Genomic DNA, 12,626 nt, shown 5'->3' with positions numbered 1-12,626 from the left:
GTCGTTATGAGCCGCCAAAACGACACCTAATGCGAGTCAGTTGGGAGGCTACGGGGCCTTGAACTCCCACGGCGCGGCCTTGGTTGTTCCCGCGCCAATGGTGCGGCCGGCAAGCCGGTCCAGAAGCAGAGTGATGGCTCCTTCGAGGGCTTCCGGTTCCGGGGTCCCGCCCGCGGATCCAGGTGCCAGGACATCGAAGCCGGCAGGCTGCATGGTGTCCGAAATGATGACTTGTGCTACTCCGCGCCGGGCCAGCTCGCCCACCGTGAGGTCAAGAAGGGTCCCGGGCGGAAGAGCCCCGATGATTGCGCCGTCGGCACCGCCGGACAGCATGAACCTCCGCCACCCTTCGCCGATGAGGATCACGGGCTGGTAGCCGTGCTGGGGCAAAATGCGTGCGGCGGCCGTTGCCAAGGCCCGGTCCCACGGCCATTCCAGGTCGCCAATGGCAATCGCCACAAGGTCGGTCTTGCCGCGTCGCATTCCGCGGGCCGCCTGGTTCGGTACGTAACCCAGTTCCTTGGCCGCGGCCTGGACCCGCTCTTGTGTTGCTTCGCTGATACGAGTGGTGCCCCCGAGGCGCCCGGACAAGACGTAGGACACCGTGGTGAGGGAAACGCCGGCGCTCTTGGCGACGTCCCGGATGGTCGGCTTCGCTCCAAGTCCCATGGCCTAGCGCTTTCCCTTCTTGCGGGAGCCCTTGCCCCGGCCCTTGTCCGGGTTCGGGTTCGGGGCATAACGCTGGGCAACCGCCGGCTTTTTGGCGCCGGTGCCGCGCCGGTCCGGCTTCGGTGCCTTCTTGGGCTTCTCCTGTTGAGCCGAAGGCTGCCGCGAGCTCTGGGCGGTCCGGCCCCTGACAATGCCGATGAATTCCTCGATGACCTCGCTGGTGGAGTCGCTCGGCCAGGCGAGGGCGATCTGCGTGCCTTCGGACCCGGTCAGGCGCCGCGCCACCGTGTCCTTGACGCTGAAATGCCGGGCCACGGACATCGGCAGGATCACGAGGCCGGCACCCGAGGCCACCACTTGCATGGCCATCTCCGGCCCGCCCATACCGGCGACATCCAGGAAGTTCTCCTCCGCGAGGTCCTCCAGCGCCACCTCTTCGAACACTGAGATTTCGTGACCTTTCGGGGCCACGACCACTGGCTGCTCTTCGTAGAGTGGAATGACATGGAGTCCATCGCGATCCACGGGCAAGCGCACAAAGCTGAGATCCGCGGAACCATCGCGCAGAACCTCCAGCTGCGCGCCGTCGTCGGACATGAACGCGTGCAGCGGAACATCGGGCATGCGCTCTTCCCACCGCCGAATCCATTTCCCGGGCGTCACGCCGGCGACGTAAGCGAAAGTCAGCCCCTCAGGAGCGCTTGTTTCAGCTTCGGAGGCGTCGGGGGCACCGACGGCGGGCAGGGATTCTTGATCGGATGGCACCAGTTCACAGTACCGCGCGGGCGGTAGCCAACGCAGCGCCGGTCCAGGCTAAGCCGCGTAGACCTGGACCGCCGTGGCCTTGACCACGAAGTGGACGCGCGAGCCGGGTTCGAGTCCCAGCTCGGCGGAGGCTGAGGGCGTGATGTCCGCTGCCAAATCGCCGGCCCGGACCCTGATGTGGTCCCCGTGCGGTTCAAGATCGGTGATTGCAACCGGGAACGAGTTGCGCGGGCTACCGTGGGCGGCGTCCAGAAAGATGGAAACGGCCGACGGCGGGAAAGCGGCGACGCCGGGCTGGCCGGGTTCCGCTTCGTCATCGAGATGTCCCGCAACGTGCAGTCCGGGAAGCTCGTCGGTGGCGAACGTCCTGAGTCCGTCGTCCGTGACGGTGCCCGCCATGAGGTTCACCCCGGCCAGGCCAGCCGCGAACTGGCTACGCGGACGCCGGAACACCTCACGGGTGGCGCCTTCTTCCACAATCCTGCCCTTTTCCATGACGATCACGCGGTCCGCGAGCATGAGGGCATCCAGGACGTCGTGGGTGATGATCAGGGCGCGACGTCCGGACAGGACGCGTTTGAGGAGCCGGCGCAAGTGCGGAGCGGCGTGGATGTCCAGGGCGGACATCGGCTCGTCGAGGAGCAACAACTCGGGACTGGCCGCCAGCGCGCGGGCCACTGCAACACGCTGGGATTGTCCCCCGGACAACTCCCCGGGCTTCCGCCCCGCAAACTCCGTGGCGTCGACTTCGGCAAGCCAGTGCCGCGCAGCCTCGCGTGATTCCGCCCGGGAAGCGCCGGCGCTACGCGGACCGAAAGCCACGTTGTCGAGGACGCTCAGGTGCGGGAACAGCAACGGTTCCTGGGCCAACAGCGCCGTACCTCGAAGGTGCGGAGGAGTCCATACCCGGCTGCCGCCGTCGAGATTGAAGAGAACCTGGTCCCCCAGTCGGGCGGAGCCGGCGTCCGGCCGCACGAGCCCCGCCGCAACGGAAAGGAGCGTCGACTTTCCGGCCCCGTTGGGTCCCAGGATCGCCACGGTTTCCGTCTGTCCGAGGCTCAAGGACACGTCCAGGTTGCGGGCGCGGACGGTGGCGTCGATGTGGAAACTCATGCGGCAGCTTCCGCGGGAATGTCCGCGCGGTGCGGACGCCGGTAAGACAGCCCGACGACGATCACGGCCACGGCGACGAGCACGAGTGAAAGTGCGACGGCGGCATCCGCGTCGGTCTCGCGCTGCAGGTAGATTTCCAGCGGCAGGGTCCGAGTAACACCTTGCAAGCTCCCTGCGAAAGTCAGCGTGGCCCCGAACTCGCCCAGGCTGCGGGCAAAGGAAAGCACCGCACCGGACGCGAGTCCCGGGAGGACCATAGGTACGGTCACGCGACGCAGGATGGTGGTGGGGCGGGCGCCGAGCGTCGCGGCAACAGCTTCGTAGCGGTTGCCGGCCGTCCTCAAGGCACCTTCGAGGCTGACCACCAAGAACGGCAGGGCGACGAACGTCTGGGCCAGGACCACCGCCGTCGTCGAAAAGGCGATCTGGATGCCCGCGAGCTCAAGGCTCTTACCCAGAAGTCCCTGCCGCCCGAACGTGTAGAGCAGCGCGATACCGCCCACCACGGGCGGCAACACCAGGGGCAGGAGGACGAAGGCACGGAGGAGCCGCTGCCCGCGGAAGGGCCGGCGGGCAAGGACAAGGGCCAGGGGGATGCCCAGGACGACGCAGAGTGCTGTGCTCGCGGCAGATGTACGGAGGCTGAGCCCCAACGCCGTCAGCGAGGACTCGGAGGTCACCAGCGGGATGAATTGCGCCCAATTGACCTTCGCGACCATGGCAGCCAGCGGCAACAGGACGAACAAACCGCCAACTACCGCAAGGCCATAGACCCACCGTGGAATCCCGCTGAAGTTCATCAACGCCTGCGGTACGCCGAGGCTTGCGTCACCAGGACTTTCCGGGCGGCCCCGGCGACTCTTATGTGCGGCATGGATTCATCCTAGAACAGCGGCTGTGCCACTTCGCTGCGGTGGCGGATACCCTTGAACCATGACCTCTGCAAACTCCCAGTCCATGAAGCCGGCCACCGTTGCCAAGAAACTTGGCATCTACCTGCCTGCAACACCCCAGGAGTTCCAGGATTCGGAAATCACCCGCGCCGACTTCGCCGAGCTCCAGGCCAATGCCCCGGAGTGGCTCGCCGAACTGCGCCGGACGGGTCCGCACCCGCGTCCCGTGGTGGCACAGAAGCTGAATATCTCCATTAGCGGCCTCGCCCGCGGCGGAATCACCGAGCCCCTGACGACGGCGGAAATCACCGAACTGCTGGAAGCTCCTCCGCAGTGGCTCGTCGTCGAACGCGCCACGCACGCAGCCGTACGCTCCGAGGCAAAGCGCATCAAGGAAGAAGCTGCCAAGAAGGAAGCTACGAAGGAAGCCAAAACCAACGCCACCGCCAAGCGGGACGCGCCCAAGGCATCCAAGCGGGACCACGCTTAAGCTCCAACCGGACTTGCCGGGCAAGGCAGGACACTCCCGACGGGGTGTCCTGCCTTGCTGCTTTTAAGCGCAATTCGGGCCCTCGCCTCCGGGCCTGACTCGGCGCATACTGATTTCAAAGGGGTGCGCATTCGCGTGGAGGTGGTCCGATTGCCCGCCACAACTGGAATCCAGCTGACGGTCTGGGAGATCGGGCTGTGGGCAATTTTGCTCATGTGCGCGGTGGCCTTCACCGTCAACACCGTCCGCAAAGGGGTCATCCATGGAGCCCCCGACGGCGGCCCCCTCGCCGCGCAGGGGCCTCTCGGCCACCGCGATCGGGACTTCGTCAAGGAGCCGGACGCCACCTTCTGGAACATTTTCGCCGGACTCGTGGTGATTGTTCCGGCAGTCGTCATTCCCGCCTTGGCCTCGCCCGCCGTCGGGCTCTTGATGCTCTTCCTCGGCATAAGTTCCGCTGTTACCGCATTTGCCGTCGGCCGGAGGCTGGAGCAGAAGCGTCAAAGCCGCAGCGGTTTCACGGAAGCGGCGACCCGTCACGATGCCCTCCTGGCCCGCTGGCAAAGGTATGAACTGGATCCCGCCAAGGGCATCGACTTCCCCGGAATGAGCGACGTCAACGTTCCGCAGACCGCCGCGTTGGTCCGCGCGCTGCAGGAAGCCCAACGCTGCCGCCCGACAGCGGGGACGGACTATGCCCGCGCCGTCGAGCAGTTGGATGTTGCGATGGCCGAAGCCGAGGCTGCAGCGGGCGTTTCTGCTCCGTAGCTAGGTCACGCCCTTAGTCGTCGCGAAAGTGCCTACGGTATTGCCCCGATGTGCACCAGGAGTTCGTGCTCGGCACCGTCGAGGTAGCGGCGCAATTCGGCAGCAGCCTCTTCACGCTGTCCGCTACGGATCTGGGCAACCAAGGCGGCGTTGCGTTCCACGTAGTGGCTGTGGAAGTCGGGAGTGGTGGCCATGGCGTGGAAGACCAACCGCATCTCGGCCAGCACCTTCTCCATCAATACGTCCAGGGAGGCACTTCCGGACAACGACACCAAGGCCTTGTGCAGCTCCTGGTTGGCATCCGCCATGCCGGCCACCGATCCCTCCGAGAGGGCAGCCCGGGCTTTGTCGACGATGGCGTCCATAGCGTCGAGGGCTTCCGACGGGACATCGCCCCACAGCACGGCCGCCGGCTCGATCAGTCGGCGCACCCGGTAGATCTCCCGGACGTCATCGGCGCCGGGGGCGGCCACGAACACGCCGCGGTTGGGAATCCGCTGGACCACGGATTCACCGGCAAGCACTGTAAAGGCCTCCCGCAGGGTGTTCCGGGACACGCCGAGCGCCTCGGACAAGGTCTGTTCGGAGAGCTTCGTGCCGGGCGGCAACAGGCCCTGGGAGATGCGCTGGCGAAGCTGGGCGGCAACCCACGCTCCGGTGTGGGCGTGGGTGGCGTGGCCGGCGTCGGCGATTCCTTGAAGCGCAGCGTTCATGGGCATGCCCCAAATCTACCGAACGGCGATGGCCGACGGATTTTGCTGGATCACTCCGTCCACGCTTCGGACGAAGCCCGGAAATCCGCGGTAAAAGTCCGTGCCGCCACGAATGATCCAGCAGAATGTGCCCGCAACCCCCGTGAACTGGCCGGACCTCAGCCGATGCTCGCGAGCACGTCTCCGCGCCCGACGGCGGCACCTGGCTCTTGCGGACCACGCGCCACGGTGCCGGAACGGTGGGCAGGGACGGTGGTTTCCATCTTCATGGCCTCCAACACCGCCACGGGCTGCCCGGCTTCCACGACGGCACCGTCCTCAACCAGCCATTTCACCAGCGAGCCGGACATCGGTGAGGCCAGCCCGGCGTCGTCGGCCACTACCGGAGCCGAAACAGCAGCGACGGAACCGCCACCTCCGCTCATCAGCGCTTCGAACAAGCGAAGGGGAAGTCCAAGCTGTACTGCCTTTCCATCCAGCTCCACCGTGAACGTGCTGCGTTCGGAGCCGGGGGCCACGCGGGCGATCTCGGGGGACGCGGCAAGCTCTTCGGCGAACTCTGTCTCGATCCACGTGGTGTACACGCCGAGCTTGTCTTCCGAGGTGAAGGCCTCGTGGCGGACCACGGCCCGGTGGAAAGGAAGCACGGTGGGCAAACCCTTGATCTGCATCTCGTCCAGGGCAGCCCGGGCGCGGCGCAGGGCCTGCTGCCGGTCCTCTCCCCGGACGATCAGCTTGGCCAGGAGGGAATCGTATTCTCCGGGAACCACCGAGCCCGAGCGAACCCCCGAGTCCACTCGGATACCCGGACCCGTGGGCGCTTCGAAGACGTCCACCGTGCCGGGCCCCGGCAGGAAGCCGCGCGCGGGATCCTCGGCGTTGAGACGGAACTCGAAGGCGTGTCCTTGGGGCTCAGGGTCTTCCGTCAGGGAAAGCCTGCCGCCTGCGGCAATCCGGAATTGTTCGCGGACCAGGTCCACCCCGGAGGTTTCTTCGGTGACGGGATGCTCCACCTGCAGGCGCGTATTGACCTCCAGGAAGGAGATGGTGCCATCCACGGCCACGAGGTATTCGACGGTTCCGGCACCGTAGTATCCGGCCTCGCGGCAAATGGCCTTGGCCGATTCGTGGATGAGCGTGCGCTGTTCAGGGCTCAGGAAGGGTGCCGGAGCCTCCTCCACGAGCTTCTGGTTGCGGCGCTGCAGTGAGCAGTCGCGGGTTCCGAGGACCACAACGTTGCCATGCATATCGGCCAGGATCTGGGCCTCGACGTGCCGCGGCTGGTCCAGGAAGCGCTCCACGAAGCATTCGTCCCGTCCGAAGGCTGCCTTGGATTCACGCACGGCCGATTCGAATGCGTCCTCGATATCCTCGAGGCGCCGCGCAATCTTGAGCCCGCGGCCTCCCCCGCCAAAAGCAGCCTTGATGGCCACTGGCATGCCGTATTCCAAGGCGAACGCAAGTACTTCGGCCGCGTTGGCCACCGGACCGTCGCTGCCAGGAACGAGAGGAGCCCCGGCACGGACGGCGATCTCCCGGGCCGTCACTTTATTGCCCAACTCCCGGATCGACTGCGGAGCCGGGCCGATCCACGTAAGCCCTGCTTCGATCACGGCCTGAGCGAAGTCGGCGTTCTCGGACAGGAAGCCATATCCGGGGTGCACGGCGTCGGCACCGGCGCGGCGGGCGACGTCGATCAGCTTGGCGATGTCCAGGTACGTCTCGGCGCCGGTGGAACCGCCCAGTGCGTAGGCCTCGTCTGCAAACCGCACGTGAAGGGAATCGGCGTCGGGGTCCGAGTACACGGCAACAGACTCCAAGCCCTCATCGGAGCAGGCGCGGGCAATCCGCACGGCGATCTCGCCGCGGTTGGCGATCAGGACCTTTTTCATGGCTGGGTTCCTTCGGAGACAGCGCCGGAAGCGGCAGGTTCAAGGGGTTCAAGGGTTGCGGGGTCCACGATCGTGAACCGCACCCTGTGGCCGGGCGGCAATTGCGCCGCTGTCGGCAGGTCTTCGGGTACGACGACGGCAATCACCGGATACCCGCCCGTCACCGGGTGGTCGGCCAGGAAAAGGACGGGGTGTCCGCTGGGTGGCACTTGGAGTGCGCCGGCAACCGCCCCTTCGCTGGGAAGCTCGCCGGCGCCCCGGTCGGCGTTTCGTTCGAGCGCAGGGCCGCCGCCGGGGCTGAGCCGGACACCGATTCTGTTGGACTGCTCGCTGGTAATCCAGTCCTGCTCCGTGAGCGTCTCCAAGGCACGGGAATCGAACCAGTCGTCCCGCGGGCCCAAGGTGATGCGGAGTTCCGCGGACGCCACCCCTAGCCGCAGCGTCGTTTCCTCCGGAGCGCCGACCAGTTGGAACAGCGGCGCTCTTCCAACTGGGAGGCGGGTCCCGACCGACAGCGGCGCGGGACCGATTCCGGACATCGAGTCGCTTGATCGGCTGCCGAGCACCGGGTGCACGTCAATCCCGCCGCGGACGGCAAGGTAGCTTCGGGCCCCGAGCGTCGGCTCTCCCAGGCTGAGGGTTTCGCCGTCGAGGAGAGCGAAGGGCGCGCACATAGCCACCCTGCGTGCCGGAGCGCCGGATGAATCGCGGATTTCCAAGGGCACCACCGCTCCGGCAAGAGCGAGCACCTGGTCACCGACGGCCCGAACCGAAAGTCCACCCAGCACCGTTTCCACAACCGCGGCACCGGCTTCGTTGCCCACCAAGCGATTGGCTTGACGGGTCGATTGCTGGTCCACAGCGCCCGCAGCCGACACGCCCAAGTCGCCCAGCCCGGGGCGGCCGAGGTCCTGGACGAGCGATTGCAGTCCGGGTGAGTCCACCACCAGGGCGGGGCCGGTGACTTCGGGGACAGCGGGCGGTGCCGCAGGCGGTGCGGGAGTCAGGGCAACGGCCTCGCGGACGGCCACATACCTGACCTTGTCTCCCGGACGAACCAGAGCCGGTGACTCCCGCTCGAGATCCCAGAGGACCGCCGTCGTGCGTCCGATCAGTTGCCAACCGCCCGGGGATTGCCGCGGGTAGACGGCGGAAAACGTCCCGCCGAGCGCCACGGAACCGGCCGGAACGGCGGTGCGTGGCGAGCTGCGGCGCGGAACGTCGAGGCTGTGGTTCTCGCCGAGCAAATACGTGAAGCCCGAGGCGAAGCCGCCGAAAGCCGCGGTCCAGAGCTGTCCAGTGTGGGCGGCCACGACGCCGTCCGGGCCCAGACCGGTGAGCATGCCCACCTCTGCGAGGTCCTCGCCGTCGTACGCCACTTCGATGGTGACGTCGCGGGAACTGTCGCGTGACACCGCTCCCAGGTCAACATGCCCGACGGCGGTGCGCGCCGCGAGTGCCTCGGCATGCGTGCCGAACGTGAGAAGTACGGTGGCTGCCGCCGCGACCGCGTCGAGCTGGCCGGGCAGGGGCTCGGCAAGCAGCCGGGAATGAAACGCCAGCACGGAAGGGAGGTCGGAAAGTTCCACCAGCAGGGCGCGCGGGCCCGCCCATCGTATTCCCGTGAGGCTCACGCGAAGCTCCGTACGGTGACGCCCGCTGCTTCGAGTCCCGCGCGGACGGCGGCTGCCATCGCCACGGCGCCGGGAGTGTCTCCATGGACGCAGATGCTTTCGGCGTGGACGTTCAGGACAGAACCGTCGCTGGCCACGATTTTGCCCTCCGTTGCCAGACGGACCATGTTCTCGGTGATCGCGGCGTGGTCGTGTAGCACGGCGCCTTCTTCGCGGCGCGATACGAGGGTGCCGTCCGCATTGTAGGCACGGTCGGCGAACGCCTCGGCGACTCCCCGGAGCCCCTTCGCTTCGGCTTTGGCGAGTGCGACGGAGCCCGGCAGGAGAAGAAGCGGGAGTCCGGGACTGAAGGCATGGACGGCGTCGGCCACTGCCTGGGCATGGACTTCGTGGTGGACGATCGCGTTGTAGAGTGCGCCGTGCGGTTTGACGTATTTGATCTCGGAACCGGCCGCGTGGGCCAACGCCTGGAGTGCGCCGAGTTGGTACAGAACGTCGTCGGCCAGTTCGGTTGCGGAGCAATCCAGGAAGCGGCGGCCGAAACCCGCGAGGTCCCGATAACCCACGTGGGCACCAATGGTCACTCCTGCGGCGACGGCCTCGCGGCAGGTCCTGGCGATGGTGGTGGGATCTCCGGCGTGGAATCCGCAGGCCACGTTGGCACTCGACACGTGGCGGAAGACTGCAGCGTCGTCGCCCATGGTCCAGTTGCCGAAGGATTCTCCGACGTCGCTGTTGAGGTCGATATAAGGCATTGTGATCCCCGTCTCAGGTTGAATACCTCACCATCATGCCTGAAACGCCAAGATTGTTCAACAATCTTGCTCGCGGGCTCCGTTGCCCTGATTCCAAGAGTGAGGTCTCGTCCCTTTCAACGAGCGAAAGAGCCGAGACCTCACGTTTGGATTGGATCGACTACGCCACCGGTACCGCAGCGACTCGGTTGTTGGCGGTGACGATCCTCGCGGCCGTTGCCTGGCCCATCCGGACTGCTCCGTCCACGTGCTGGTAGCCTTCCGCGGCCAGATCGGAGGAGGACCAGTAGATGGGTCCGACGTTGGCGTGCTGGTCCTTGCCGTAGCGGTGCAGGCCGCCCAGGTCATAGCTGGCCGCATAGGCTCCGCGGGTCCATTCCTCGGAACCCCAGTCGGATTCGTAGTAGACCTCGGCATCCAGGGCCTTGTCTCCCAGGAAGCTCGCAATGGACTCAAGGACCTTCTTCTTGCGGTCCTCGGCACTGAGTTCGAAGACGGCGTCGGCCTTTTCGTCCGAGATGAAGCCCACCAAGGTGCCGCGGGTGTCCCCGTGGTTGGTGTTGTCGTAGACCTCTTGGACGAGGGCGTCAGCGCCGAAGCCCGTGCCGGACAGTCCGTCTTCGCGCCAGAACGGCGTGCTGTAGACGGCGTGGACCTTGATGACCAGGCCCAGGGACTGGTGCTGGTGCATCTGGTGCTGGCGGCGCGGCAGCGGCGGGTTGTAGGACACGCGGGAGTACAGGTTCGGCGGAACGGCCATGATCACGAATCGTGCGTTGACGGTTGCACGCTCGGACTCGACGGTGACGCGGTGGCCTTCACCGGCGGGCTCCCAATTGATGGTGCGGACCGGGCTGTTAAGTACGACGTCGTCACCCAGTTCCGCGGCGATCAACAGGGAGACCTGCTGCATGCCGCCGATAACCCGCTTGTCCAGGATGAAGTCTTCGTCCGTCAGATTGGAGAAGGATCCCGCCGAAGCTGCCATCAGCACTGCTTGCAGGGCTGAGAAAGCATGGGCCGGCTTGGTCAGCATGCCGCCGGCGATGAAGAGGCCGATGTTGTTGCAGGCTTCCTCGTCCGTCGAGTTCTGGCGCAGCCAGTGGTGGAAGGAGATGGTGTCCAGTTCGCGGGCCTTGGGGTGGGCCCAGGGCTCCTCCGGGCCGATCTCGGCGGCGAGGCCGTCCAGGATGGCTATGAGCTTGTCCATCTCGGCTGCAGTGGTTTCGCTGACCGGGAAGGAAGCCCCGGTGTAGCGGGTGCGGCTGCCGTCCGGCGCTAGGTAGACAGATTCGCCGTCGCGGTAGCGGGAGTACATCTTGAGGCCCAGTTCGTCCAGGAGTCCCATGAGTGCGGTCTGGTCCGGGGACACCCATTGTCCGCCGATTTCCAGCATGGCCCCGTCAATGGTGTCGGTCCACGTGCGGCCCCCGACACGGTCGCGCGCTTCGAGCACGGCAACGCTGAGTCCGGCCTTCTTCAATTCGCGGGCGGCCGTCAGTCCCGACGGACCGGCACCGACAATTACGACGTCGCGATCAAGATTCAACATGATGTCCTTTCTGTGGCCGTCCCCGTTGGCTGACCAATAAATGAATGACGTTCATTTATCTCAACTGTAGCTGGCTTGGCCCCGGCTGTGAAGACCCAAATGGAATAATGCATTGACACAGCCTCCAGAAAGGTCAGCGATGCCTGAACCCACCCCCGCCCCCGGCGAGACCAAAGCGCGCCGCAGGGCAGGACGGCCAATGGCGGCGGTCCTGGACCAGGACGGCATCACTGCAGCGGCGCTGGAACTGATCAGCAAGAAGGGCTACGACGGTCTCACCATGGCCGCACTCGCGCGCTCCCTGGGGGTGGCGCCGTCGGCCCTTTACAACCATGTGTCCTCCAAGGATGAAGTCCTCAAGCTCGTGGAAGAAGACCTGATGTCCAAGGTCGACTTCGGCGGTTTCAGCACGCTCCCTTGGGAGGAGGCCGTCAGGCAATGGGCATATTCCTACCGCGGCATCTTCGCAAGGCACACCCCGCTGATCTCGGTGATCGCGGTCCTTCCCGTGACGGACGCCCCGCAGACGCTCGCGATGTACGAAGCCGTCACGGAGGGATTTCTCCGTGCGGGTTTCCCGGAGAAGCAGATCATCCCCAGCATCGTGGCCCTCGAGGCTTATATTTTCGGGGCTGCTTTCGACGCGAACGCGCCGGCGGACATTTTCGATTCCGGCCGCTTGGCCGACTCCACGCCGCACTTCACTTCGGCGGTCCGCAGCCTTGGACCCGAACGGAACAACTACCCGTCCGACCTCGCGTTCAGCATGGGCCTGGATGCGCTGATCACCGGGCTCGGCGCGCTCCGCGTATAGCCCAACTGACTCGCATTTGTTGTCGTTATGGGCCGTCATAACGACAACAAATGCGAGCTAGTTGGGTGTTAAGAGGGAGTTGGGGCGTTAAACAAAGGAACCCCGGTCAGAAGACCGGGGTTCCTTTGAATTGCGTGCGCGAGGGGGGATTTGAACCCCCACACCCTTTCGGATACTGGCACCTGAAGCCAGCGCGTCTGCCGTTCCGCCACTCGCGCGCAACTTCCTTCGCCCGGGCCGTGCCAGGTTTCCCCGGCCTTACCCCTGCGAAAGCAGCGAGATCAAGCATAACGGACAACCCGTTGAAAACACCAATCGACCAGGGACGAGGCCGTAAAACCCCGTGACGCCACGGATTGCCGGTTGCCCACGGGATGCGCAAATCCCGCGAGGAGCATCCCGAAATGATGCACGCCGGCGAACTTTTCCGGCGTTCCAGCCGTTGTGGAATAAGGCCATTCACAGTCTTGCCCAGTAGTATCGGGGTTGAAGACAGGCTTCCCGCGTGCGCTCCGGCCTCTGTGGGGATTCGTCTTGGCTACTGATACTGCAGGGTCAACGAAGCGGA

The 12,626-nt window shown here is 65.7% G+C and carries 12 protein-coding genes and 1 tRNA gene; 3 read left to right on the top strand and 10 right to left on the bottom strand.

The features are described 5' to 3' along the window. Nucleotides 1-48: 48 nt before the first annotated feature. The 4 genes from LFT47_RS00235 to LFT47_RS00220 form a co-directional block, all read right to left on the bottom strand. The gene (locus LFT47_RS00235; RefSeq protein WP_236814005.1) at nucleotides 49-669 is read right to left on the bottom strand and encodes a LacI family DNA-binding transcriptional regulator; all 621 of its coding nucleotides are present in this window, start codon (nucleotides 667-669) and stop codon (nucleotides 49-51) included. 3 nt (nucleotides 670-672) lie between these two features. Further along, the gene (locus LFT47_RS00230) at nucleotides 673-1,413 is read right to left on the bottom strand and encodes a LysR substrate-binding domain-containing protein (protein ID WP_442863484.1); all 741 of its coding nucleotides are present in this window, start codon (nucleotides 1,411-1,413) and stop codon (nucleotides 673-675) included. A gap of 69 nt (nucleotides 1,414-1,482) precedes the next feature. After that, nucleotides 1,483-2,547 carry a sulfate/molybdate ABC transporter ATP-binding protein gene (locus LFT47_RS00225; protein WP_236814003.1) on the bottom strand — a complete coding sequence of 355 codons (1,065 nt, stop codon included), beginning with the start codon at nucleotides 2,545-2,547 and terminating at the stop codon, nucleotides 1,483-1,485. Further along, nucleotides 2,544-3,347, bottom strand: a complete 804-nt coding sequence (locus tag LFT47_RS00220; protein WP_236814001.1) for an ABC transporter permease — start codon at nucleotides 3,345-3,347, stop codon at nucleotides 2,544-2,546. The genes LFT47_RS00225 and LFT47_RS00220 overlap by 4 nt, the downstream gene beginning before the upstream one ends. Nucleotides 3,348-3,480: 133 nt before the next feature. Between LFT47_RS00220 and LFT47_RS00215 the strand changes: the two genes are divergently transcribed. Both LFT47_RS00215 and LFT47_RS00210 read left to right on the top strand, forming a co-directional pair. Further along, the gene (locus LFT47_RS00215; RefSeq protein WP_236813998.1) at nucleotides 3,481-3,930 is read left to right on the top strand and encodes a DUF5997 family protein; all 450 of its coding nucleotides are present in this window, start codon (nucleotides 3,481-3,483) and stop codon (nucleotides 3,928-3,930) included. A gap of 150 nt (nucleotides 3,931-4,080) precedes the next feature. Continuing rightward, entirely contained in the window at nucleotides 4,081-4,698 is a 618-nt protein-coding gene (locus LFT47_RS00210) for a hypothetical protein (protein ID WP_236813995.1), read from the top strand. Nucleotides 4,699-4,730: 32 nt separating this feature from the next. On the opposite strand, the gene LFT47_RS00205 is transcribed toward LFT47_RS00210, so the two are convergent. The 5 genes from LFT47_RS00205 to LFT47_RS00185 all read right to left on the bottom strand — a co-directional run bounded on the left by LFT47_RS00205 (nucleotide 4,731) and on the right by LFT47_RS00185 (nucleotide 11,244). Next, nucleotides 4,731-5,417 (bottom strand): GntR family transcriptional regulator, encoded by a 687-nt coding sequence (locus tag LFT47_RS00205; RefSeq protein WP_236813994.1) that lies wholly within the window; start codon nucleotides 5,415-5,417, stop codon nucleotides 4,731-4,733. A gap of 152 nt (nucleotides 5,418-5,569) precedes the next feature. Further along, entirely contained in the window at nucleotides 5,570-7,303 is a 1,734-nt protein-coding gene (locus LFT47_RS00200) for an acetyl/propionyl/methylcrotonyl-CoA carboxylase subunit alpha (protein WP_236813992.1), read from the bottom strand. Next, the gene (locus LFT47_RS00195) at nucleotides 7,300-8,937 is read right to left on the bottom strand and encodes a 5-oxoprolinase/urea amidolyase family protein (RefSeq protein WP_236813990.1); all 1,638 of its coding nucleotides are present in this window, start codon (nucleotides 8,935-8,937) and stop codon (nucleotides 7,300-7,302) included. The genes LFT47_RS00200 and LFT47_RS00195 overlap by 4 nt, the downstream gene beginning before the upstream one ends. Beyond that, a complete protein-coding gene (locus LFT47_RS00190; protein WP_236813988.1) occupies nucleotides 8,934-9,692 on the bottom strand; it encodes a LamB/YcsF family protein in 759 nt (252 codons plus the stop codon). The genes LFT47_RS00195 and LFT47_RS00190 overlap by 4 nt, the downstream gene beginning before the upstream one ends. 160 nt (nucleotides 9,693-9,852) lie before the next feature. Further along, nucleotides 9,853-11,244, bottom strand: coding sequence for a flavin monoamine oxidase family protein (locus tag LFT47_RS00185; protein WP_236813986.1), 1,392 nt, complete (start codon nucleotides 11,242-11,244; stop codon nucleotides 9,853-9,855). Nucleotides 11,245-11,383: 139 nt separating this feature from the next. On the opposite strand from LFT47_RS00185, the gene LFT47_RS00180 reads away from it, so the two are divergent. Then, nucleotides 11,384-12,058 (top strand): TetR/AcrR family transcriptional regulator, encoded by a 675-nt coding sequence (locus LFT47_RS00180; RefSeq protein WP_236813984.1) that lies wholly within the window; start codon nucleotides 11,384-11,386, stop codon nucleotides 12,056-12,058. A 135-nt stretch (nucleotides 12,059-12,193) separates the two neighbouring features. Here the strand turns inward: LFT47_RS00180 and LFT47_RS00175 are convergent. Then, nucleotides 12,194-12,276: transfer RNA gene (locus tag LFT47_RS00175), tRNA-Leu, on the bottom strand. Nucleotides 12,277-12,626 lie beyond the last annotated feature (350 nt).

It is taken from the genome of Arthrobacter sp. FW306-2-2C-D06B (assembly GCF_021789175.1).
In the GTDB taxonomy this organism is placed as follows: domain Bacteria; phylum Actinomycetota; class Actinomycetes; order Actinomycetales; family Micrococcaceae; genus Arthrobacter.
Note: the sequence above shows the minus strand (reverse complement) of the source record. Positions and strands in the feature narration are given on the sequence as shown.

What these genes read in the sequence shown, in the direction of transcription:
- LFT47_RS00185 (WP_236813986.1), bottom strand. Translation starts at nt 11,244, where the DNA reads ATGTTGAATCTTGATCGCGACGTCGTAATTGTCGGTGCCGGTCCGTCG.
- LFT47_RS00205 (WP_236813994.1), bottom strand. Translation starts at nt 5,417, where the DNA reads ATGCCCATGAACGCTGCGCTTCAAGGAATCGCCGACGCCGGCCACGCC.
- LFT47_RS00225 (WP_236814003.1), bottom strand. Translation starts at nt 2,547, where the DNA reads ATGAGTTTCCACATCGACGCCACCGTCCGCGCCCGCAACCTGGACGTG.
- LFT47_RS00235 (WP_236814005.1), bottom strand. Translation starts at nt 669, where the DNA reads ATGGGACTTGGAGCGAAGCCGACCATCCGGGACGTCGCCAAGAGCGCC.
- LFT47_RS00220 (WP_236814001.1), bottom strand. Translation starts at nt 3,347, where the DNA reads ATGAACTTCAGCGGGATTCCACGGTGGGTCTATGGCCTTGCGGTAGTT.
- LFT47_RS00215 (WP_236813998.1), top strand. Translation starts at nt 3,481, where the DNA reads ATGACCTCTGCAAACTCCCAGTCCATGAAGCCGGCCACCGTTGCCAAG.
- LFT47_RS00200 (WP_236813992.1), bottom strand. Translation starts at nt 7,303, where the DNA reads ATGAAAAAGGTCCTGATCGCCAACCGCGGCGAGATCGCCGTGCGGATT.
- LFT47_RS00190 (WP_236813988.1), bottom strand. Translation starts at nt 9,692, where the DNA reads ATGCCTTATATCGACCTCAACAGCGACGTCGGAGAATCCTTCGGCAAC.
- LFT47_RS00180 (WP_236813984.1), top strand. Translation starts at nt 11,384, where the DNA reads ATGCCTGAACCCACCCCCGCCCCCGGCGAGACCAAAGCGCGCCGCAGG.